The organism is Streptomyces sp. NBC_00012 (assembly GCF_045040875.1).
Lineage (GTDB): Bacteria > Actinomycetota > Actinomycetes > Streptomycetales > Streptomycetaceae > Streptomyces.
The window spans coordinates 6,648,563-6,668,722 of the sequence record NZ_CP108309.1; the positions used below are offsets into that span (position 1 = coordinate 6,648,563).

Consider the following 20,160-nt stretch of genomic DNA (forward strand, 5'->3'; position numbering starts at 1 on the left):
GAACGGCCCCCGGCTTCGCGCCGGGGGCCGTTTTTCGTCGTTGTTTCGCCTGCCGTACTCATGATGTGTGTCCGTCGTTGGCACGGGTACCGGAACCTACCCGCGACACCCCGCCGACGAGAGGCATGCCGTGCTGCATCAGTTTTCGCTCCCCGACCGCAGGCTGGCCGCCGCCGCGAGCGGAGTGCTCCTGCTGGCCGCGCTGGGGCTCAACGCCCCCGCGCACGCGGCGAGTTACGGAGCGCCGACGATCTCCTTCTCGGCCTCCTACCTCTCCGGTGCCGTCGGCGCGACCGGTGACCCGGTGGTGACCGTCACCGTCGCGCAGAGCGGAGCCGACGCGAGCGCGCTCGGCGTGGCGGCGTCCGCCAGCTCCAAGTCGTCCGTCGCCGGGACCGGGGACGTGACCGTGACCGGTACGGGCACCACCCGGCAGCTCTCCGTCGCCGCACACGGGCGCGGCTACACCGACCTCACGATCAAGGTCACCGGACTCGGCGGCCAGACCGCCACCAAGAAGCTGCACTACGCCGCCTCCGCCGCCGTGCAGAACGCCGCCGACACCCGCTACCTCACCGGCTCCTCCGACGCCTCGGCAGCCGTCGACGTCGGCGGCGGTCACATGGTCGTGGCCGACGACGAGTCCAACACGCTGCGCCTGTACGACCGTTCCGCGTCCGGCGCGCCCGTGAAGAGCTGGGACGTCGGCTCGAAGCTGGGGGCGGACAAGGAGGTCGACATCGAGGGCGCGGCCCGGGTCGGCAACACCATCTACTGGACCGGTTCGCTCGGCAACAACAAGGACGGCGAGTACAAGTCCGACCGCAACACCGTCTTCACCACGACGGTGACCGGCTCGGGCGCCGCCACTCAGCTGAAGGTGGGCGGCTCGTACGGGAAGCTCCGTGACGACCTCGTCGCCTGGGACGAGGCGAACGGCGACCGGCTCGGCTTCGCCGCGGGGACGGCGGACGGTGAGGCGCCCAAACAGATCGACGGGTTCAACATCGAGGGCCTGGAGTTCGCGCCCGGCTCGATGACCACCGCGTACCTCGGCTTCCGGGCACCGCTCGTCCCGCCGAAGGCCGGCGGCAAGGCCCTGATCGTGCCCGTCACCAACTTCGACAAGGTGGCAGGCAACGGGGCGAAGGCGGTCATGGGCGAGCCGATCGAGCTGGACCTCGGCGGGCTCAGCATCCGGGACATCCGCAAGAACGCCGCCGACCAGTACCTGATCGTGGCCGGCTCCTGGGCGGCCGACGACAACTCCGACCCGTACGCCCTCTACGCCTGGGACGGGGTCGCCTCGCACGCCCCGGTCAAGCGCGCCGATCTGCCGACCGCCGACCCGGGCGGCTGGGAGGCCGTGGTGGACGTTCCCGACCTCACCGTTCCCGGCGCCCGGGCGCAGCTGATCACGGATGCGGGTTCCGCCGATCTGTACGGGGACGGCACGGAGGCGAAGGATCTCGACCACGCCGAATGGAAGAAGTCCCGCGCCGTCCGGTTCACCGTCGGCGGCTGACGGCCCGGCCGGGCCCGGACCGGGCCCGGTCCTAAGGGCCGTACGGTGGCGGTACGGCCGCCGCCTCGGCCAGGACCGGGCCCAGGTTCTCCGTGCGCATGCGCCGGTCGACGTAGAGCAGTCCGGTCACCAGCTGCGGGAACGTCGCCGCGATGAACTGGCCGATCAGCTGTCCCAGGGCCAAGACCACCAGGTAGCCGCTCATGGCGAAGACGATCGCGGCCGGGTTCGGGTCCTCGTCCAGGGTCGTTCCGCCGAGGATGCCGGAGAACATGCCGAGGAACGAGAACGGGATCTGGATGATGTAGCTCGCCGCGGCGGCCATCGCGAGGGCCAGCAGGGTGATCCCGAGGACCCGCCACCAGTCGCCGCGCACCAGCTGCGAGGAGCGGCGCAGGGCGGCCACCGGGGACTGTCCCTCGAACACCGCGGCCGAGGGCGCCAGGGAGAACTTCACCCAGAGCCAGACGGCGAGCGGGGCGGTGGCCAGTGCGCCCAGGAAGCCGAGCGAGGTCCACAGCACGACACTGCCGTTGTGCGTCAGGGAGATGGCGCCGATCACGAACGCGAAGAATCCGACCATCATGAGGGCCAGCGGGATCATCGCGACCAGGAAGGTCAGGACCACCGTCCCGAACACCGACGGCACCCGGGACCAGGCCCGGCGCCAGACGGCGGAGAAGGTGGTCGGCCGGCCGAGCACCGCCTCCTGGAGAACGGTGGGAACGGTCGCGTACATCATGGCCGTACCGACCGAGAACGCGATCGCGGAGACCAGCCAGACGGCGCCGAAGGCGACCACGATCGGCACCATGTCGGAGGACGTCGGGTCCTCGTGGGCGCTGAGCGAGATGACCCTGTGCAGATGGCCGCTGACCGCGGAATACCCGATCAGGGCCGAGGCGGCCATGACCACCACCGCCCCGCCGTACACGGCCGCGCCGATGCCGAACAGCTGCTTCCAGTAGCGTCCCATCGTGCTGAAGGCGCCGCCGAGTATGTCCCCGAGCTTCAGCGGTGCCAGCGGTATCACCCCGGGCTTCGGGGGTGCCCAGCCGCCCCATCCCGGCGGCCCCGGGATGCCTCCGTACGGTGCTCCGCCGCCCCACCCTGCGTCCTGCGCCACTGCTGCTCCGTCATGTGTCGTTGTCCGGTGTGCTGGTCGGGACACCGTAGCGTCCCGGTTGGCCGAAAGCGCTCGTACCGTCGCACGGGCGGCGATGCGTACACTCGTACACATGGGATACGGACTGCTGGCCGCGGCGATCGCAGCGGAGGTGGCCGGCACGACGGCCATGAAGTACAGCGAGGGCTTCACCCGGCTCTGGCCCTCGCTGATCAGTGTCGTGGGATACCTCGTGGCCTTCGGCCTGCTCGCCCGGACGCTGAAGACGCTGTCGGTGGGCACCGCCTACGCGATCTGGGCGGGGATCGGCACCGCGGCGGTCGCCGCCATCGGCATCCTCTTCATGGGCGAGTCCGGCAGCCCGGTCAAACTGGCGGGCATAGCGCTGGTCATCGCCGGAGTGGTGGTGCTGAACCTGGGCGGGGCCCACTGATGGCGCGCCGCTACGACCCCGAGCGGCGCGACCGCATCATCGATGCCGCGATCAGGGTGGTCGGCGCCAAGGGCATCGCGGGGCTGAGCCACCGCTCCGTCGCGGCCGAGGCCGATGTGCCGCTCGGTTCGACGACGTATCACTTCGCCTCGCTGGACGAGCTGTTGATCGCGGCGCTGCGCCGGTCGAACGAGAACTTCGCCGAGGTCATGCGGGAGAGCGAGGCGCTGGCCGACCCGGCGGCCGACCTCGCCGGGGAGCTGGCCCGGCTGCTGGGGGAGTACTTCTCCGGCGGGCGCGGGCGGGCCGAGCTGGAGTACGAGCTGTATCTCGCCGCGCTCCGCAAACCCGCGCTGCGGCCCGTCGCCGCCGAGTGGACCGACGGCACCGCCGAGTTGCTGTCCCGGCGAACCGATCCGGCCACCGCGCGGGCGCTGATCGCGCTGATGGACGGGATCTGCCTGCAGGTACTGCTCACCGGCGGCGAGTACGACGAGGCGAACGCACGGGAGATGCTGCGGCGGATCGCCGGATGACGGCTCCGGCCGGGAGCGCCGGGCGGGGCTGACGTCCTGGAGCGCCGGGCGGGGCCGACGCCAGGGGCCGTCCCGTCCGGCGCACCCCTCACGCGCCGGACGGGACGGCGTTGCGTACCGCCGCCAGGGCCGCCCGGACGCTCGCCTCGATGTCGGTGATCGGATACAGCGCCTCGCGGACCGTCCGGTCGCGGTCCACCACCAGCGTCAGCCGCTTCGGCCTGCTGACGCCGCCCGCGCGGAAGGTGGGCAGGCGCAGCGCCGCCGTCAGCTCCAGCTCCGCGTCGGACAGCAGCGGGAACCGCAGCCGCTCCGCGTCCGCGAAGGCCCGCTGCTCGTCCGGGCGCTGGGTGGAGACCCCGTGCACGGTCGCGCCCGCCGCGGTGAACTCGGCCAACTGGTCGCGGTAGGTGCACGATTCGAGCGTGCAGCCGCTCGCGCCCGGGATCTCGGCCCAGCCCGGCGGGTAGGCGTCCCGGCGGGCGTAGGCGCCGGGGAAGAAGTACAGGACGGTGTACGGGGTGGCGGCGACCGGGTCGCGCGGCGCGCCGTCATGGTCCAGCAGTCGCAGCTCGGGCAGGCGGGTGCCCACCAGAGCGTGCACCCGGGCCGCCTCCCTCGAGGCCTCCGCGGTGGTCGCCATCGTTTCCCCTTCCCCCAGCACCCAGGTGTCTCCCCAGTCCTGGAGCGCGATCAGTACGGGCAGCAGCGCGCGTCCACGCGGGGTGAGCCGGTACTCGTACCGGGGTGGCCGGTCCTGGTACGGCTCGCGGGAGAGCACCCCCGCCTCGACGAGCAGCCGCAGCCGCTCGGTCAGCACTTTGCGGGACACGCCCAGCTCCTGCTGGAGCGCGTCGAAGCGGTGCACCCCGCGCGCCGTGTCCCGGACGATCAGCAGGGTCCACCAGTCGCCCACGACATCGAGCGCCTGGGCGATCGCGCAGTCGGCGTCGGCCAGGCTGGTGCGCTGAGGCATGGGCTCCTCCGTCTGTCTCCCGTATTCGCCGCCACCGGATCGACCTGATCCGCGGCTCACCGGATCGACCTGCAGGAAACCATGGTGCCATAGTCCGTTCCTAAGGGGAACTTACTGGCGGGGGTGCTGGGGACGAGCTTTCCGGGGCCGGGACGAGCTTTTCCGGGGTCGTGCCGGAAGCGCCGCGCACGCTGTGGCTGCCGGTCGTACCGGTGCCCGAACGGCAGACGCGGCCCGGCTGACCTGGCAGGTCCCGGCTCCCGGGCCGGGCCGCGGCCATCCGGCGAGACCGGTTGGCCCCGGTGGTGCATCGCCGGTTAGGTTTCGTGTCATGACCGACACGACTCCTGCTCGCACCACCGGCGCCGTCGCCGCCGGCCTCGCCACCATCGCCGGCGACGGTTCCGTTCTCGACACCTGGTTCCCCGCCCCCGAGCTCACCGCCGAGCCGGGCCCGGCCGGAACCGAACGGCTCACCCCCGACCAGGCCGTCAACCTCCTCGGCGAGGGCGCCGCCAAGGCCATCGGTGTGGACGCCCGCCGCGGTGTCGAGACCGTCGCCGTACGTACGGTCATCGCCTCGCTCGACGACAAGCCGCTGGACGCGCACGACGCGTACCTGCGCCTGCACCTCCTCTCGCACCGACTCGTCCGGCCGCACGGCCAGAACCTGGACGGGCTCTTCGGCCTCCTCACCAACGTCGCCTGGACCTCGCTCGGCCCGGTCGCGGTCGACGACGTCGAGAAGGTGCGGCTGAACGCCCGAGCCGAGGGCCTGCACCTCCAGGTCACCTCGGTCGACAAGTTTCCCCGGATGACGGACTACGTCGCGCCGAAGGGCGTCCGGATCGCCGACGCCGACCGGGTCAGGCTCGGCGCGCACCTCGCCGCCGGCACGACCGTCATGCACGAGGGCTTCGTCAACTTCAACGCGGGCACCCTCGGCACGTCGATGGTCGAGGGCCGCATCTCCGCGGGTGTCGTCGTCGGCGACGGCTCCGACATCGGCGGCGGCGCCTCCACCATGGGCACCCTCTCCGGCGGCGGCAAGGAGCGCATCGTCATCGGCGAGCGCTGCCTGATCGGCGCCGAGGCCGGCGTCGGGATCGCGCTCGGCGACGAGTGCGTCGTCGAGGCCGGGCTCTACGTCACGGCCGGCACCCGCGTCACGCTGCCGGACGGCCAGATCGTCAAGGCCCGTGAGCTCTCCGGCGCCTCGAACATCCTCTTCCGCCGCAACTCGGTCTCCGGCGCCGTCGAGGCCCGCCCGAACAACGCGGTCTGGGACGGTCTCAACGACGTCCTGCACAGCCACAACTAACCCGTGGCGGCGAGCAGTTCCTCGTAAGCCCTCCGCAGCCCGTCGGTCGCCCCGCGCCCGGCGGGCTGCAGCGGTTCGCGGACCGGTCCGGCGTCGAGCAGCGCCTTGGCGGTGACCGTGCCGGGCAGCCCGGAGCCCATCATCGCCTCGGCGAGCGGGAGGACCAGGTGGTTGAGCCGGGCGGCCCGCGCGGTGTCCCCGGCGTCGAACGCGTCCAGGACCGCCCGCAGCGCACGGGGTGCCACATTGGCGACGGTGCTGACATAGCCCGCCGCACCCACCGCGTACAACGGCAGGTTCAGCTCCTCGCAGCCCGAGTAGTACGCCAGCGAGGTCGCGCCGATCACCTTCGTGGAGCCCAGCAGGTCGTACGCGCAGTCCTTCACGGCCACGACGCGCGGATGCTCCGCGAGCCGCAGCAGGGTCTCCGGTTCGATGCGGGTGCCGGTGCGCCCGGGGATGTCGTACAGCATCAGCGGGAGGCCGGTCGCGTCGGCGACGCGCCGGAAATGCGCCTCGACGGCGGCCTGTGGCGGTCGGCTGTAGTACGGCGTCACCACCAACAGGCCGTCCGCGCCCGCCTGTTCGGCCTGTCGGGCGAGGGCGATCGTGTGCCGGGTGTCCGAGCTGCCGACCCCGGCGACGATCGGCACACCGCCGCCGACCGCCGCCCGGACCGCCCGCAGCAGCTCGGTCTTCTCGGCGTCGGTGGTGGTCGGGGACTCGCCGGTGGTGCCGCTGAGCACCAGTCCGTCGCATCCGTCGGCGACCAGGGCGGCGGCGTGCTTCCCGGCCGCGTCCGGGTCCAGCTCGCCGGAGTCGGTGAACGGCGTGATCATGGCGCAGAGCGCGCGCCCGAAGGGGGTCACTGGTGCGGTCATCCCCGAAGTGTCCGCCGACCGGACCGTGAAGGTCCACTTAGATCTGCTTGGGGTGGGCGGCAAGCAGGACTGAACAGTCGCGGGTCCACGCCCACGGGTCTGACATGATCGAACGACTGTATGGCAGACCTGGATCGGGGTGGGCGCGTGAGCATGCGAGGACCGGCGTGGGCGGGGACCGGGAGACGGGGGCCGCTGGCTGCCGGGCTGCTGGCCGGAGTGCTGGGCCTGACGCTCTCCGGATGTGCCGGGTTCCTCGTGCCGGCGGGCGAGGGCGAGCCGGAGCCGACGCCCAGCGATCCGTACCGGGTGCACGCCGACAAGCTGCCGACCCCGTTCCCCAGCGTCTCGACCGGGGTCTCCGACCGGCCGGGCGCGCAGGGGCCCGCGCCCACACCCACCGTCCCGGCCGGCTGCCCGTCCTCCGGCGTCGTCGTCGGCATGGGCGAGGTGGAGGCGGCGCTCGGCCACCGGGCCGTCGGACTCACCCTCACCAACTGCGGCAGCAAGCCGTACCGGGTCGACGGCTACCCGTCCGTCCGGGCCCTGGACGAGGCCGGTGACCCGCTGCCGGTCCCGGTGAACCCCGGATCCTCCTACATGGGCAGCGACCCCGGGCCGAAGGAGGTCATGCTCAAGCCGGGGGAGACCGCACGCTCGCTCCTGGCCTGGGTCTCCACCCCGACCGGCGGCGACCTCATCGAGGGCGACGCCCTGGAGATCGCACCGGCCCCCGGGCTGGAGGCGCGCACCTTCCCGCTGGAGGGGAGCGACGTACGGCTCCTGGACGAGCTCAACATGACCGCGTGGCGGGGCAGCTCCGTCCGGTAGCGCCCCGGCCCCGGGTCAGAGGGCGAGGACGGCGGGCAGATCGGCGCGGGTGGCGGAGCGGAGGTTCATGCTCCGGAGTCTGGCACGGGCGCCGGAGCACCCGGCGCCCGGCCTGCGGCCCACCGGCCGAGGGCTGTCGGCGCACGCCCGCCAGGGTCTGCGGGACAGCCCCCGGGCACGGTCAGCGGCGCGCCATGTAGAGGCTGAAGGCCTTGTGGAGCACCTTGTTGACCGGGTAGTCCCACTCGCCGATGTACTCGGCGGCCCGGCCGCCGGTACCCACCTTGAAGCGCAGCAGACCCAGCAGATGGTTGCTCTCGTCCAGGGTGTCGGTGATGCCGCGCAGGTCGTAGACGGCCGCGCCCTGTTCGTGCGCGTCGCTCATCATGCGCCACTGGATCGCGTTGCTGGGCTGTACCTCGCGCTTGCGGCCGGTCGAGGCGCCGTAGGAGTACCAGACGTGGTTGCCGACGGTCAGCATCGTCGCGGCGGAGAGCGTCTCGCCCTCGTGCTGGGCGAGGTAGAGCCGCATCCGGTCGGGGTCCTCGGCCCGCAGCGCGGTCCACATCCGCTGGAAGTAGCCGAGCGGGCGGGGGATGAAGCGGTCGCGCCCGGCCGTCTCGCGGTACAGCTCGTAGAAGGCCGGGAGGTCTTCGTAATCGCCCTCGACGACCTCGACGCCCGACTTCTCCGCCTTCTTGATGTTACGTCGCCACTGCTGGTTCAGATTGCCCCGGATCTCCTCCAGCGACAGCCCGGCGAACGGGACCTGGAAGACGTACCGGGGCTGCCCCGCGCTGAATCCGTCCTCGCTCTCCTCCTCGCCGCGCCGCCAGCCCAGCCCGCGCAACTGCTCCACGACCTCGGCGGCCTGCGGCTCCCGCGCGTCCGGAGGAACGTCGCGCAGCCGTCCGGCGGCCGGGTCGGCGATGGCGTCCTTCACCGTCCGGGCGTCCCAGCGCCGGGCGACCACCGGCGGGCCCATCCGCACCGAGAACGCGCCCTGCGCCTTCAGATGCGCCAGCATCGGATCCAGCCACTCACGCAGACCGCCGTCGTGCCAGTCGATGACCGGACCCTCCGGCAGATAGGCCAGATAGCGCTTCACCCGGGGGATCGGCCGGTACAGGACGAGCCCGGCCCCGACGATCCGCTCCCGGCCCGCGCCGTCCCGGTCGAACCAGCCGATGCTCTCCGCACGCCAGTCGGGCTTCACATCGCCCCACGACGGAACCTGCATATGGCTCACGGCCGGACGGCTCGCGACGAACGCCAGGTGCTCCTCGCGGCCGATCGTCCTCAGGTGCGGTGCCATGCGGTACTCCGTTCGTTGTGCTGTCGTTGGGACCGACGGTGTCGACGGGGCGTGCTGTTGACCTCAAGCGGACTTGACGTATCAGGGTGGTCGGCAACGGCGCGCCACCCCCGGTGCGCCCGCCAGGGAGGCCCCGTCATGAGCGTGCGATTCGAATCCGGTCCCGATCTTGCCCGTAACGACGTCGGACCCGTCAAGGCGAGCACCTGGGACACCGGCACCCCGGAGCGCATGCGGCGGACGGTCGAGGCCATCCGCGAGGCGTGGGAGAGCCGGGACTGGCCGCATCCGGGACTTCTTTCGTACACCGTCCATGCCGGTGAGGACGGCAGGACCCTGTTCCACTACAGCCAGTGGAGTGGTGATCAGGCGTACGAGGACTTCTTCCGGCACGGCAGGGACGAGCGCAACGCGGACATCGACGCCGCCGTGCCGGGCATCCGGCGGCTCGGACTGCACACCTTCGAGCTCTACCGGTCCGCGCTGCGGCCGGAGAGCGCCGGACGGGATCCGGGGTGCGTCGTGATCGTCGACGTGGAGTTCGACGGTGCGGACAAGGCGCGGCAACGGGACTGGGTGGACACCGTGTTCGAGGCGCTCGGCACCGACCCGGCGCCCGCCCCCGGAGGCATCTCCGGGCACTTCCACGTGAGCACCGACGGGACGCGGGTGCTCAACTACGCCGAATGGGAGAGCGCCCGGGCCCACATCGACGCACTGGCCGCCCCCGGTGCCGGGGTCGGGTCGAGTACGCCGCAGTGGGCACGGGTGCAGTCGTACCCGGGGGTGACCGGTGGCGGGGTGCACCGGTACACGCCCGCGCTCAGCATCCGGCCGAGCGCGGGCGCGTAGCACCGCTACGGGCGGAAGCGGAGCACCTGCGGGTCGTGGTCGCTGTTCTGATCGGCGAACTCGGCGTTGATGTGCACGCTGTCGTACTGGAAGTCGTCGATCGACGGGCTGGTCAGGATCTGGTCGAGCACCTGGCTGTTGCCCTGGTAGACGTAGCTGTAACGCTCCGAGCGCGGCAGGGACTTGATCGCCGGGTACAGCACACGACCGGCGGTCAGCGCCTCGGCCGTGCCGGAGAACTCGAAGTCGTTGATGTCACCGACGACCAGGACATCCGCGTTCTTCTGGACGCTCAGCAGCTTCTTGACGAAGGTGTTGACCGCCCGGCCCTGCGCGTGCCGCTGGACCTCCGAGGAACGGGCCGGCGGCTGGTGCTCCGCGAAGATGGACTCGTCGCCGCCCTTGGACGCGAAGTGGTTGGCGACGACGAAGACCGTGCGGCCGCGGAAGCTGAACTCTCCGGCGAGCGGCTTGCGGCTGTTCTCCCACGCCGGGTTCGCCGGGTCGATCCGGCCGGGGGAGAGGGTCAGGGCGGCGCGGCCCCGCTCCCGGGCGACATCGGTCGCCGTCGTCGCGTCGCCGCCGGCCCGGTCGGTGAACGAGACCCGCTCCGGGTTGAAGAGGAACACCTGACGGATGTTGCCGCCGGGCTCGCCGCCGTCCTTCTTGTCCTCGGGGTCGATGGAGCGCCAGTCGTACGCCGGGCCGCCCGCCGCCACGATCGCGTCGGTGAACTTCTTCACCGTCGCATCGGCGGCGACCGTGCCGTCGCTCTTCGCGCCGTTGTTGTCCTGGATCTCCTCCAGCGCCACGATGTCGGGCGAGGCGAGGTTGTCGACGACCGCGGCGGCGAGCGCGTCGAACTTCTCCTGCGGGTCGCTCGGGTCGAGGTTCTCGACGTTGTACGTCGCCACGGCCAGCTCGCCACCGCGCTGCTTGCGGGTGGTCTCCCGTCGCAGTCCCTCACCGGTGACGGTGCCCATGGTGCGGGCGGTCAGCGTGTAGCCGCCGTACTGGTTGAAGTCGAGCGGGCCCTCGGTCGTACCGGTCAGCACATCGCCGACGTCGGCCTTGGGGAAGGGCTGCTGGGCCAGCGGCACCAGCGACTGGATCTGGAGCCGGCCGGTGTTCTGCGAGCCGTACGAGCCGTAGACGGTGCCGCCGCGGCGGGCGTCGTTCTCGCGCGGCTTCACCGTCACCCACAGCTCGGCGTGCGTGTCGGTGGCGCCGACGACCCGCGAGGTGCCGACGCTGACGTTCATGCCTTCGACCGACTCGTAGTAGTCGAGGGCGTAGCGGGACGGGCGCAGCGGGAGCGCGTTGATGGAGCCGCCCGCGGCGGGGTCACCTTCCGGGGTGTACCGGGAGGGGACCGAGCGCTCCGAGACCCGCACCGGCGCGGGCAGGGCGTTGCCGGAGGACACCACGGTGACGGTGGGCTTGCTGATCTCGGTCAGCGACTGGTTGCCGGAGTCGAGGCCACCCGGGACGTACTCGGTGACCGTGCCGGAGACGGTGACCGCGTCACCGACCGCGACGGTGGGCGCGGAGCCGGTGTAGACGAAGACGCCCTCGCTGGTGGCGGGGTCGGCGTCGGGGTTCGGGTCCTGGAACCAGAAGCCCTTCGTGCCGTACGTCCGCACACCCGTGACGATGCCCGCCACGTCGGCGACCTGCTGGCCGACGAGCGGGGATATCCGGGTGGAGCCCTGGATGTCGTGGATCCGGACCTGGCCGTCCACGGAGCGGGCGGTGGTGGAGGCGGACGCGGAGGTGGTCGCGGCGCCGGTGAGGAGACCGGCGGCGAGGGCGGCGGTGACTACGGCGCAGACAGCGGTGGTTCTGGACGATGCGGCAGGCATCACGGGCTCCGGGGGTATCGAGGGTCGGAACGGAGATCTACGCGCGTCAATCTCTTGTGTGCGCAAGGGGGTTGTCAAGGTCTGCCGGGTGGACTGCCGTTGTCCGTTGCATGAACCGGGCGGCATGGGGCGAAATACGTCTACGCTTGGGCCGCCCGATCCGTACGGCCGGCATGCCCGGCCCGTGCATCCGGTACGCCTGATCCGTACGTCCGGTACGCCCGATACGTGCTCCCGAGGAGAACCATTTTGATGTCCGCAGAGCGCCCCACCCTGCCGCCCGTACGGCTGCGCACCGAGGCCGAGCTGGCACGGGACGCGCTCGCCGCGCCGCTGTTCGCCCGCGCCGTCCGGCTCGCCCGCTGGGCGGGCCCGGAGACCCGGGTCGGCGCCGGCGGCGAGCTCGTCGACGCCCAACTGCCCGCGGCGGCCGAGCACATCGGCCTGGCGCCCGACGAGGACGGGGCGGCGGAGGCGAGCGAGGCGTGGCGGCTCGCGGTCGACGCGGGGCTCGTCGACGTCGAGGATCCCGGCGAGGACGCCGGACCGGAGGCGGAGGGGACCGCCCGCGCCGGCGAGAACCTGGCAATGGTCACGGGCGGTTCACCGAAGGACGTCCTGTCGATCTGGCTCGACGGCCTGGAGGCCGTCCACGCCGACGCCACCGCGCCCGTCTTCGACGACCTCGCCGATCTCGTCGGTGAGGACGGCTCGATCGACTTCGAATCCCTGAACTGGGACCCGGAGGTCGAGGCGGAGTTCCTCGACGGGGTCCTCGGCAACCTCTACCTGCTCACCGTCGGGGACGGCCACGGCGGCACGGACCCGGTCCCCGTGCCACTGCCCGCCCTCGCCGCGTCGGTGATCGTCCCCGACGACATGGGCGAACCCACCGACGACATCCTCGAGCAGGTGTCCGAGGCGATGATGCGCCTGGACGACCAGTTCCGGGTCCTCGAACCCATCGGCATCGTCGAGTACCGCCCGGTGGATGAGGCGTTGCTGGTCGAGGAGGACGAGGACGTCACCCCGCCGGCCGACGACGAGGACGTCACCCGGTACGGAATGGTGAAGCTGACCCCCCTCGGCCTCTACGGCCTGCGGAGCCGGATGCTGGAGGCGGGGGTGGACGCCCCGGCGATCGGCGACTTCGCGGACAAGGGCGCCGACTCGCTGCTCGGCGGGGTCGCCTACTACCCCGAGGCGGCGGCCCGCAGCGAGGTCGAGCTGTGGCTCGCCCGGCGCGGCGGTGCGGACGGCGCGGCCGCCGAACTCCTGGCGGCGTCCCGCGGCACGGACCAGCAGGCACCGCTGCGCAGGCTGCACTGCCAGCAGGCCCTCGCCCTGGTCGGCGCGGAGGCGGAGCCCGCGGTGCGCGCGGTGCTGGACGACCCGGAACTGGGCGGCCTCGCCCGGGTCTGGCTCGCCGAGCTGGGTGCCGCCGACGTCCCCGCACCGCCGGAGCCGATGATCTTCTGGCTCGCCATCGACACGATCGCGGCCCAGCTGGAGACCGATGGCGATCTGGACGAGCTCCAGGACCTGGTCGAAGGACTGGCGGGCCAGCACAGCGGCTTCTTCGACGAGGCGTGGCGGGTGGCGCACCCGGCGACCGCCGACGTCCTCGAAGCGATGGGGCGGCTGCACAGCGACAAGAAGAAGGCCAAGGAGGCCCGCAAGGCGGCGTTCAAGGCCCGGTCGCGCAAGGGGGCCTGACCTCCGGCCGGGTTCGGCACCGGCGGCGCGAACGGTCCGGTCCGCGGTGAACGGCGACTTCGGGACATCCCTTCCGGCCAACTGCACAGGAAGGATGCCCCTCCGCGTCGCCCGCAGTTCAACTGGCGTTGGTGCGGGGGCGCGACTGTGGGCGCGCCAACAACCCGCCCAGTCGACCCAGGAGTACGTGATGCCCTTCACGCGCAGGGAATTCACCAAGCAGTCCGCCCTCACCGGTGCCGGCATCGCACTGACCGGTACCGTCGCGGCACTGGCCACCGCGCCGGGCGCCCTCGCCGCCGGGGACCCGAAGCACGGCAACGGCCACGACGGTCACGGGCACGGCCACGGCCACGACCGCGAGCCCGGCTACGGGCCGCTGATCGCCGACCCCGAGGGCATCCTCGCGCTCCCCGCAGACTTCTCGTACCAGGTCATCACCCACTGCGGGGTCACCAAGCTGGAGAGCGGCGAGTTCACCCCCTCCAACCACGACGGCACGGCCAGCTTCGAGGGCCCGCGCGGCGTCACCCTGCTCGTCAACAACCACGAGCTCAGCGGCGTCCGGGCCGGCTGGGAGCACCCGGTGCCGCTCACCGAGGGCCTGGTCTACGACCCGGTCGCGGCCGGCGGCTGCACCGTCGTGGAGACCCGCCGCGACGGCCGTACCGCCGAGTGGGTCGGCATCGCCGGCACGTCCACCAACTGCGCCGGTGGCGCTACCCCGTGGGGCACCTGGCTCACCTGCGAGGAGACCGAGGACAAGGCCGGCAAGAACGGCCTGCTCAAGGACCACGGCTACGTCTTCGAGGTCGACCCGTACGACAAGCGCGCCAACCGCGACCCGCGTCCGATCAAGGCGTTCGGCCGGTACGCCCACGAGGCCGTCGTCATCGACCCCAAGCAGGGCCACGCCTACCTGACCGAGGACGCCTCGGGCCCCAACGGACTGCTCTACCGCTGGGTCCCGCCGCACGGCTTCCGGCACGGCCGCGGCAAGCTGCGCACGCTCGCCGACGACGCCGGTGTCCTCCAGGCCACCAAGTGCTTCGACAGCAACGGCAAGTTCGTCGACGACCTGTCCCGCGCCACCAAGATCGGCACGGTGTACGGCGTGGACTGGGTCGACGTACCCGACCGTGACGCCAAGTCCGTCTCGGTGCGCAAGCAGTTCGCCGACGGCGAGGTCACCCGGGCCCGCAAGCTCGAAGGCATGTGGTGGGGCGACGGCGGCGCCTACATCGTCTCCTCGTTCGCCCGCTCCGAGAGCCCCGTCCAGCACGACGGCCAGGTCTGGTTCTACGACCCGAAGCGCCGCACGCTGACGCTGAAGGTGCTCCTCGGGGTGAACGCCGACCCGTCGAAGGACGGCGCGTTCGACGGCCCGGACAACATCACCGTCTCGCCGTACGGCGGCCTGGTCATCGCCGAGGACGGCGAGGGCATCCAGCACCTCTTCGGGGCGACCGAGAGCGGCCGTACGTACCCGATCGCGCGCAACGATCTGAACATCGGCAGCGAGGCGGAGCCGGAGTACAGCGAGTTCACCGGTGTCACGTTCTCGCCCGACGGCAGGACGCTGTACGCCAACATCCAGACGCCGGGCATCATGCTCGCGATCACCGGCCCGTGGAAGCGCCAGCCGAACCGCCGCTGACGGCCCGTCGACCGGCGCGCGTAATTCCTTCGCGCACCGGCCGGGTATCCCTCTAGAGTCCTGTCTGTGCCCAGGTGCGCAGGCAGGACCTACTTCCACTCTTAATGGGGATGTCGCGGGTTCGAGTCCCGCCATCGGATTTCGGTCCGGTGTAGCTCAGTCGGTAGAGTACCTTCGTCGGTTCCGCCGACCTTGATCTCTGGGCACCACAACTTCATCAGCAATGACTGCATTGCACCTCCCGGTGCGCAGGCTGCGGCTACTTCTTGTCCAGAAACCGCCGCCGCCGACTCTGATCTCGGGAGGCACAGACACCGGGGGGTGCCCGGTGCGCAGGCGACGGATACTTCCATTGAACTGACGGTTGCGGGTTCGAGTCCCGCCCGGCCACGGCCGGTAGCTCAATCGGGTAGAGCATCAGTAAGCCCGTCGCCGACTCCTGATCTCGGGCACCCTTTTCCGCTGTGCCTTCTCCCAATGAATTCGGGGGAATTCACATGGCTCGCTTCAATACCCGCACTACCAGGCCCCGTGCCACCTCGCCCGTGAGGACGACCGGACACACCGCGCCGACCCATCAGGGCGGCCGGGGATATCTGCGCGACAACCGCTCCGAGCTCTTTCTGCTCGCGGTCGCCAATTTCGTTTCGCAGGAGACCTTTTACGAGAACGCCGAGCAGCGCGACAGCCGTTTCACGGAGCTGGTGCGTATCCTCGCCGTCGGTGACCCCGAGTGGACCGCGGGCCTGCTGCACTGGCTGCGCCGCGACGGCCGGATGCGTACCGCCTCGATCATCGGCGCCGCCGAGTACGTGAAGGCGCGACTGGACGCGGGCGCCGAGGACGGACCGTCCAACCGCCAGGTCGTCGACTCCGTCCTGCTGCGCGCCGACGAGCCCGGGGAACTCCTCGGGTACTGGACCTCCCGCTACGGCCGGGCCGTGCCCAAGCCGGTCAAGCGCGGCATCGCCGATGCCGTTCGCCGGCTCTACAACGGCAGGTCGCTGCTGAAGTACGACACCGCGTCCAAGGGCTACCGCTTCGGCGACATCCTGAACCTGGTGCACGCCTCGCCCGACCCGCAGAAGCCGTGGCAGGGCGAGCTGTTCCGGTACGCCCTCGACCGCCGCCACCACCCCGAGGCGGCCGTGGTGCCGGTCTCCGACCGGGTCCTGAACGCCCACCGCGCGCTGATGGAGCTGCCCACCGGGGAGCGGCGGGCCGTGGTCGAGAGCGCCGAAGCGGCGGACCGGCTGGCCGCCGCGGGCATGACCTGGGAGGCCCTGGCGGGCTGGCTGCAGGGGCCGATGGACGCCACGGCCTGGGAAGCGGTGATCCCGTCGATGGGCGCGATGGCGCTCATCCGCAATCTGCGCAATTTCGACGAGGCGGGCGTCTCGGACGAGGTCGCCGCGCGGGTGGCCGAGCGGATCTGCGACCCGGCGGCGGTCGCCGCGTCCCAGCAGTTCCCGTTCCGCTACCTCGCCGCCTATCAGCACGCGCCCTCGCTGCGCTGGGCCCACCCGCTGGAGCAGGCGCTCGGCCACTCGCTGGACAATGTGCCCGTCCTGCCGGGGCGGACGCTGGTCCTGGTCGACCGTTCGGGCTCGATGTGGTCGCCGCTCTCGGACCGTTCGCAGCTCAACCGGGCCGACGCCGCCGCGATCTTCGGCACGGCGGTGGCACTGCGGGCGGCCGACGCCGATCTGGTGCAGTTCGGTACGGACAGTGCGCCGGTGGCATATCGCCGGAGCGAGTCGGTGCTGAAGGTCCTGGAGCGCTTCGGCGACCTCGGCGGCACCAACACCGCGGAGGCGGTGCGCCGGCACTACCGGGGCCATGACCGGGTGCTGATCGTCACCGACGAGCAGGCGTCGTTCTCGTACGCCGCGGACGCCACCGCGGCGGTGCCCGCCACCGTGCCCGTCTACACCTGGAACCTGGCCGGATACCGGGTCGGACACGCCCCGTCGGGCGACGGAGCGCGCCACACCTTCGGGGGTCTTTCGGACGCCGCGTTCCGCATGGTGCCGCTGCTGGAAGCGGGCCGGGACGCGGACTGGCCGTGGATCCGCTGATCACGAATCCGGTATCAGTGGGGCCCCTGCGGTGAACGGGCATGGCGCCGGGCGTTCCCAGGGCGCATACTCAAGGTAATGAAACAGTCAGCCGGATCCCGGCGCCACCTGCCTTCCAGTCCCTTCAACCGCCCGGCCCAGGCGGCCCCACCGGTCGAATTGTTCGATGTGGGCGACAGGGTGTCGCATGATCAGTTCGGACTCGGCCGCGTCCTCGCCGTCGAGGGCGACAACGACGCGGTGCTCATCGACTTCTCGGGGCGCCAGGGGAGGATCCTGAGCCCGTACTCCAAGCTGACCAAGCTCTGAGAGAGGCGGCGAGCACGCGCAGCGTCCGCGTCGCCTCCCCGTCCGGCTCTCCCGTTTCAGGGGTACCTGCACCCGCAGGTACCCCTGAAGCCGTCCCGGGAGCCCGCTGCCGCGCTACAGCGCCTGGGCGGCGGGCTTCACCATGCCGCGGACGGTGCGCGACTTCACGAAGTCGCCCATCGCCGTCATCTCCCACTCGCCGGAGAACTGCTTGATCAGCTTGGCCATCATCACGCCGGTCTGCGGCTCGGCGCCGGTCAGGTCGAAGCGGACCAGCTCCTCGCCGGTGGTCGCGTCGATCAGCCGGCAGTAGGCCTTGGCGACCTCGGTGAACTTCTGACCGGTGAACGAGTTGACCGTGAAGACCAGGCCGGTCGCCTCCGCAGGGATCCGGCCCAGGTCCACGACGATCACCTCGTCGTCACCCGCGCCCTCGCCCGTGAGGTTGTCGCCGGAGTGCTTGATCGCGCCGTTCAGGATGGAGAGCTTGCCGAAGTAGCAGCTGTCCAGGTGGTTCCGGTTGGGGCCGTAGGCGATCACGGAGGCATCGAGGTCGATGTCCTTGCCGCGGAACGCGGGCTCCCAGCCGAGACCCATCTTGACCTGGGAGAGCAGCGGCCGGCCGCCCTTGACCAGGGAGACCGTCTGGTTCTTCTGGAGGCTGACCCGCCCCTTGTCGAGGTTGATCTTCCCGGTGGTGGCTGCGGGCGCCGGGGCGGGCGGGGCCGGCGGGGCAGGGGGGACCGGGGGCGCGGCGATCCGGGGGTCCACCGGGGCGGCGGCGGGCACCGGGGGTGCCAGGGGCGCGGGTGCCGGTGCGGCGGCGGGCTCCTCCTCGACCGAGACGCCGAAGTCCGTGGCGATGCCGGCCAGCCCGTTCGCGTAGCCCTGGCCGACCGCGCGGGCCTTCCAGGCGCCGTTGCGGAGATAGACCTCGATGACCACGAGCGCCGTCTCGGCGCCCAGCCGGGGCGGGGTGAACGTGGCGAGCGCGCTGCCGTCGTCGGCGTTGCGCACGGTCGCGGTGGGCTCGATGCCCTGGAAGGTCTGGCCCGCAGCGTCCGGGCTCGCCGTGACGACGATCTTCTCGATGCCGGGCGGGACCGCGGTGGTGTCCACCACGATCGCGTCCGGTGCGGTGCCGCCGCCGGAGCGGTAGGTCACACCGGGGCCGCTGGGCTGGTTGTAGAAGATGAAGTCGTCGTCGGAGCGCACCTTGCCGTCTGCGGTGAGCAGCAGGCCCGAAACGTCGAGCCGCACCGGTGCGGAGACGTCCACTGCCACGCGGGCGGCGGAGAGAGGGATGTTCGAGCCGGGGGTCATAGCGGTCATGTCCGGGGTAACGAACGACCTCGCTTTGCCGTTCCCTTACCTTCGCCGTGCCTCGTCGGCCGCTTCCGCCGGCCCGTCAGCGGTTGCGGGGGTGGTTGCGGGCGATGCGTTCGGTGCCGTGCTTGTACGCCCCCGTCCAGCGGGCCATCACCAGTTGCGCGTCCCCCGACCCCACCTCGGCCAGGAACTTCTCCGCGCGGCCGCCGCGCAGGGTGCCCGCGGGGCGGCCGTGGTGGGCGATGGTGACGCTCGCGTCGCCGTGCTGCTCGTACAGGAATCCGGAAGGTCTCGGCATGGCTCCGCATCCTGCCGTCGTGCGGGCGCCGTGTCGCGCGGTTTTCGGTGACCCCGGGCCGTGGTCAGCGCGGCCAGATCGGCGGGTTGGTGCAGAAGTGACCGCCGAGGTGGGCGTGGTCGGGATTGTCCGGGTCCAGCTCGCCCTGCTCGGCGATGAGCCGGGCCGCGTACGGCTCGGAGTCGTCCCTCGGCTCGTACCCCAGCGAGCGGGCCGTCGTCAGGTCCCACCACAGCCGGGTGTTGTCGGACGAGCCGTGCACGACGGTGTGCCGCACGTCCTCGGCGGTGAGCGCGGCGTGGAAGAGCCGGGCGCCGTCCGCGGGGCTCATCCAGACCGAGAGCATCCGCACCGAGGTCGGCTCGGGGAAGCAGGAGCCGATGCGCACCGAGACGGTCTCCATGCCGTGCCGGTCCCAGTACAGCTGGGCGAGGTCCTCGCCGAACGACTTGGACAGGCCGTAGAAGGTGTCGGGGCGGCGCGGGGCGCCGACGGGGATCAGCGGGTCGCCGGGCAGCGGGCGGGGGGTGTAGCCGAGGACGTGGTTGGAGGAGGCGAACACGATGCGCCGTACGCCCTCCTCGCGGGCGGCCTCGTAGAGGTTGTACGTGCCCTCGATGTTCGCCCTGAGGATCTTGTCGAAGGAGGCTTCCAGGGAGATGCCCGCGAGATGGACGACCGCGTCGACGCCCCGCACGGCCTCGCGCAGCGCCTCCCGGTCGCCGAGGTCGGCGGCGATCGCGTCCGGCTCGCCCTCGACGGGGACGACGTCCAGGAGGCGGAGCTCGTAGCCGTACGCGGGCAGGAGTCCGCGCATCAGGGTGCCGAGGCCGCCGGCGGCGCCGGTGAGCAGGACGGTGCGGGGAGCGGGCATACGCGGATCTCCTCGGTACGTGGGTGCGCACGCGCGGCCCGCCGCACGGCACGGCTCCTGCGATGCCTGCGACGGCTGCCCGCGGACGTCGAATCCATGGACGGCATTCATATGCGTGGACTACGGGGCAGTCCTTAGCTAAGAAGTCCTGGCGCGGGGAGTCAAGTGTGCGGGCGAGGGCGCGGCGCCGCCCGCGTGGAGCCGCTGACTCCGGCCTCGGGGGCGGTCGCCTCGGGCGTCC

The 20,160-nt window shown here is 71.6% G+C and carries 18 protein-coding genes; 10 read left to right on the forward strand and 8 right to left on the reverse strand.

The features are described from left to right. The first annotated feature begins 130 nt into the window (after nucleotides 1-130). Nucleotides 131-1,525, forward strand: a complete 1,395-nt coding sequence (locus OHA19_RS30440) for a DUF3616 domain-containing protein (protein WP_405711475.1) — start codon at nucleotides 131-133, stop codon at nucleotides 1,523-1,525. Nucleotides 1,526-1,556: 31 nt separating this feature from the next. On the opposite strand, the gene OHA19_RS30445 is transcribed toward OHA19_RS30440, so the two are convergent. Beyond that, nucleotides 1,557-2,651, reverse strand: a complete 1,095-nt coding sequence (locus tag OHA19_RS30445) for a hypothetical protein (protein ID WP_405711473.1) — start codon at nucleotides 2,649-2,651, stop codon at nucleotides 1,557-1,559. Nucleotides 2,652-2,763: 112 nt separating this feature from the next. Here OHA19_RS30445 and OHA19_RS30450 point away from each other — a divergent pair, with 112 nt between their 5' ends. Next, entirely contained in the window at nucleotides 2,764-3,084 is a 321-nt protein-coding gene (locus OHA19_RS30450; protein ID WP_405711471.1) for a DMT family transporter, read from the forward strand. Then, nucleotides 3,084-3,620: a TetR/AcrR family transcriptional regulator gene (locus OHA19_RS30455; RefSeq protein ID WP_405711469.1), complete on the forward strand. Its 537-nt coding sequence runs from the start codon at nucleotides 3,084-3,086 to the stop codon at nucleotides 3,618-3,620. Before OHA19_RS30450 ends, OHA19_RS30455 begins: the two co-directional genes overlap by 1 nt. An 88-nt stretch (nucleotides 3,621-3,708) precedes the next feature. On the opposite strand, the gene OHA19_RS30460 is transcribed toward OHA19_RS30455, so the two are convergent. Further along, nucleotides 3,709-4,596 carry a winged helix-turn-helix transcriptional regulator gene (locus OHA19_RS30460; RefSeq protein ID WP_405711467.1) on the reverse strand — a complete coding sequence of 296 codons (888 nt, stop codon included), beginning with the start codon at nucleotides 4,594-4,596 and terminating at the stop codon, nucleotides 3,709-3,711. Nucleotides 4,597-4,927: 331 nt separating this feature from the next. On the opposite strand from OHA19_RS30460, the gene dapD reads away from it, so the two are divergent. Next, a complete protein-coding gene (gene dapD, locus OHA19_RS30465; RefSeq protein ID WP_405752305.1) occupies nucleotides 4,928-5,917 on the forward strand; it encodes a 2,3,4,5-tetrahydropyridine-2,6-dicarboxylate N-succinyltransferase in 990 nt (329 codons plus the stop codon). Here the strand turns inward: dapD and dapA are convergent. Then, nucleotides 5,914-6,798, reverse strand: coding sequence for a 4-hydroxy-tetrahydrodipicolinate synthase (dapA, locus tag OHA19_RS30470; protein ID WP_405752308.1), 885 nt, complete (start codon nucleotides 6,796-6,798; stop codon nucleotides 5,914-5,916). The two genes, dapD and dapA, sit on opposite strands and share 4 nt — an antisense overlap. Nucleotides 6,799-6,951: 153 nt before the next feature. On the opposite strand from dapA, the gene OHA19_RS30475 reads away from it, so the two are divergent. Next, nucleotides 6,952-7,629: a DUF4232 domain-containing protein gene (locus OHA19_RS30475; protein WP_405753329.1), complete on the forward strand. Its 678-nt coding sequence runs from the start codon at nucleotides 6,952-6,954 to the stop codon at nucleotides 7,627-7,629. A 181-nt stretch (nucleotides 7,630-7,810) separates the two neighbouring features. Here the strand turns inward: OHA19_RS30475 and OHA19_RS30480 are convergent, their stop codons facing one another. Beyond that, nucleotides 7,811-8,944: a lipid II:glycine glycyltransferase FemX gene (locus tag OHA19_RS30480; protein WP_405711462.1), complete on the reverse strand. Its 1,134-nt coding sequence runs from the start codon at nucleotides 8,942-8,944 to the stop codon at nucleotides 7,811-7,813. A 138-nt stretch (nucleotides 8,945-9,082) separates the two neighbouring features. On the opposite strand from OHA19_RS30480, the gene OHA19_RS30485 reads away from it, so the two are divergent. Continuing rightward, on the forward strand, nucleotides 9,083-9,796 hold the full coding sequence (locus OHA19_RS30485) for an antibiotic biosynthesis monooxygenase (protein ID WP_405711461.1): 714 nt from the start codon (nucleotides 9,083-9,085) through the stop codon (nucleotides 9,794-9,796). A 5-nt stretch (nucleotides 9,797-9,801) separates the two neighbouring features. On the opposite strand, the gene OHA19_RS30490 is transcribed toward OHA19_RS30485, so the two are convergent. Further along, a complete protein-coding gene (locus tag OHA19_RS30490) occupies nucleotides 9,802-11,658 on the reverse strand; it encodes an endonuclease/exonuclease/phosphatase family protein (protein WP_405752311.1) in 1,857 nt (618 codons plus the stop codon). 252 nt (nucleotides 11,659-11,910) lie between these two features. On the opposite strand from OHA19_RS30490, the gene OHA19_RS30495 reads away from it, so the two are divergent. The 4 genes from OHA19_RS30495 (at nucleotide 11,911) to OHA19_RS30510 (ending at nucleotide 17,418) form a co-directional block, all read left to right on the forward strand. Beyond that, entirely contained in the window at nucleotides 11,911-13,374 is a 1,464-nt protein-coding gene (locus OHA19_RS30495) for a hypothetical protein (RefSeq protein ID WP_405752314.1), read from the forward strand. A 190-nt stretch (nucleotides 13,375-13,564) separates the two neighbouring features. Then, nucleotides 13,565-15,031 (forward strand): alkaline phosphatase PhoX, encoded by a 1,467-nt coding sequence (locus tag OHA19_RS30500; protein ID WP_405711457.1) that lies wholly within the window; start codon nucleotides 13,565-13,567, stop codon nucleotides 15,029-15,031. Between the two features lie 497 nt (nucleotides 15,032-15,528). Further along, nucleotides 15,529-17,109 carry a TROVE domain-containing protein gene (locus tag OHA19_RS30505; RefSeq protein WP_405711455.1) on the forward strand — a complete coding sequence of 527 codons (1,581 nt, stop codon included), beginning with the start codon at nucleotides 15,529-15,531 and terminating at the stop codon, nucleotides 17,107-17,109. Between the two features lie 78 nt (nucleotides 17,110-17,187). Then, nucleotides 17,188-17,418, forward strand: a complete 231-nt coding sequence (locus OHA19_RS30510; protein ID WP_037711258.1) for a hypothetical protein — start codon at nucleotides 17,188-17,190, stop codon at nucleotides 17,416-17,418. Nucleotides 17,419-17,532: 114 nt separating this feature from the next. Here the strand turns inward: OHA19_RS30510 and OHA19_RS30515 are convergent, their stop codons facing one another. From OHA19_RS30515 to OHA19_RS30525, 3 genes are all read right to left on the reverse strand, one after another. Next, nucleotides 17,533-18,750: a TerD family protein gene (locus tag OHA19_RS30515; protein ID WP_405752317.1), complete on the reverse strand. Its 1,218-nt coding sequence runs from the start codon at nucleotides 18,748-18,750 to the stop codon at nucleotides 17,533-17,535. A 76-nt stretch (nucleotides 18,751-18,826) separates the two neighbouring features. Continuing rightward, nucleotides 18,827-19,045: a hypothetical protein gene (locus tag OHA19_RS30520; protein ID WP_405711451.1), complete on the reverse strand. Its 219-nt coding sequence runs from the start codon at nucleotides 19,043-19,045 to the stop codon at nucleotides 18,827-18,829. A 64-nt stretch (nucleotides 19,046-19,109) separates the two neighbouring features. Next, a complete protein-coding gene (locus tag OHA19_RS30525; RefSeq protein WP_405711449.1) occupies nucleotides 19,110-19,919 on the reverse strand; it encodes an NAD-dependent epimerase/dehydratase family protein in 810 nt (269 codons plus the stop codon). Between the last annotated feature and the right edge of the window lie 241 nt (nucleotides 19,920-20,160).

Coding starts and splice junctions, on each gene's coding strand:
- OHA19_RS30450 (WP_405711471.1), top strand. CDS start 2,764: ATGGGATACGGACTGCTGGCCGCGGCGATCGCAGCGGAGGTGGCCGGC.
- OHA19_RS30455 (WP_405711469.1), top strand. CDS start 3,084: ATGGCGCGCCGCTACGACCCCGAGCGGCGCGACCGCATCATCGATGCC.
- OHA19_RS30460 (WP_405711467.1), bottom strand. CDS start 4,596: ATGCCTCAGCGCACCAGCCTGGCCGACGCCGACTGCGCGATCGCCCAG.
- dapD (WP_405752305.1), top strand. CDS start 4,928: ATGACCGACACGACTCCTGCTCGCACCACCGGCGCCGTCGCCGCCGGC.
- dapA (WP_405752308.1), bottom strand. CDS start 6,798: ATGACCGCACCAGTGACCCCCTTCGGGCGCGCGCTCTGCGCCATGATC.
- OHA19_RS30475 (WP_405753329.1), top strand. CDS start 6,952: ATGCGAGGACCGGCGTGGGCGGGGACCGGGAGACGGGGGCCGCTGGCT.
- OHA19_RS30480 (WP_405711462.1), bottom strand. CDS start 8,944: ATGGCACCGCACCTGAGGACGATCGGCCGCGAGGAGCACCTGGCGTTC.
- OHA19_RS30485 (WP_405711461.1), top strand. CDS start 9,083: ATGAGCGTGCGATTCGAATCCGGTCCCGATCTTGCCCGTAACGACGTC.
- OHA19_RS30490 (WP_405752311.1), bottom strand. CDS start 11,658: ATGCCTGCCGCATCGTCCAGAACCACCGCTGTCTGCGCCGTAGTCACC.
- OHA19_RS30495 (WP_405752314.1), top strand. CDS start 11,911: ATGTCCGCAGAGCGCCCCACCCTGCCGCCCGTACGGCTGCGCACCGAG.
- OHA19_RS30500 (WP_405711457.1), top strand. CDS start 13,565: ATGCCCTTCACGCGCAGGGAATTCACCAAGCAGTCCGCCCTCACCGGT.
- OHA19_RS30505 (WP_405711455.1), top strand. CDS start 15,529: ATGGCTCGCTTCAATACCCGCACTACCAGGCCCCGTGCCACCTCGCCC.
- OHA19_RS30510 (WP_037711258.1), top strand. CDS start 17,188: ATGAAACAGTCAGCCGGATCCCGGCGCCACCTGCCTTCCAGTCCCTTC.
- OHA19_RS30515 (WP_405752317.1), bottom strand. CDS start 18,750: ATGACCGCTATGACCCCCGGCTCGAACATCCCTCTCTCCGCCGCCCGC.
- OHA19_RS30520 (WP_405711451.1), bottom strand. CDS start 19,045: ATGCCGAGACCTTCCGGATTCCTGTACGAGCAGCACGGCGACGCGAGC.
- OHA19_RS30525 (WP_405711449.1), bottom strand. CDS start 19,919: ATGCCCGCTCCCCGCACCGTCCTGCTCACCGGCGCCGCCGGCGGCCTC.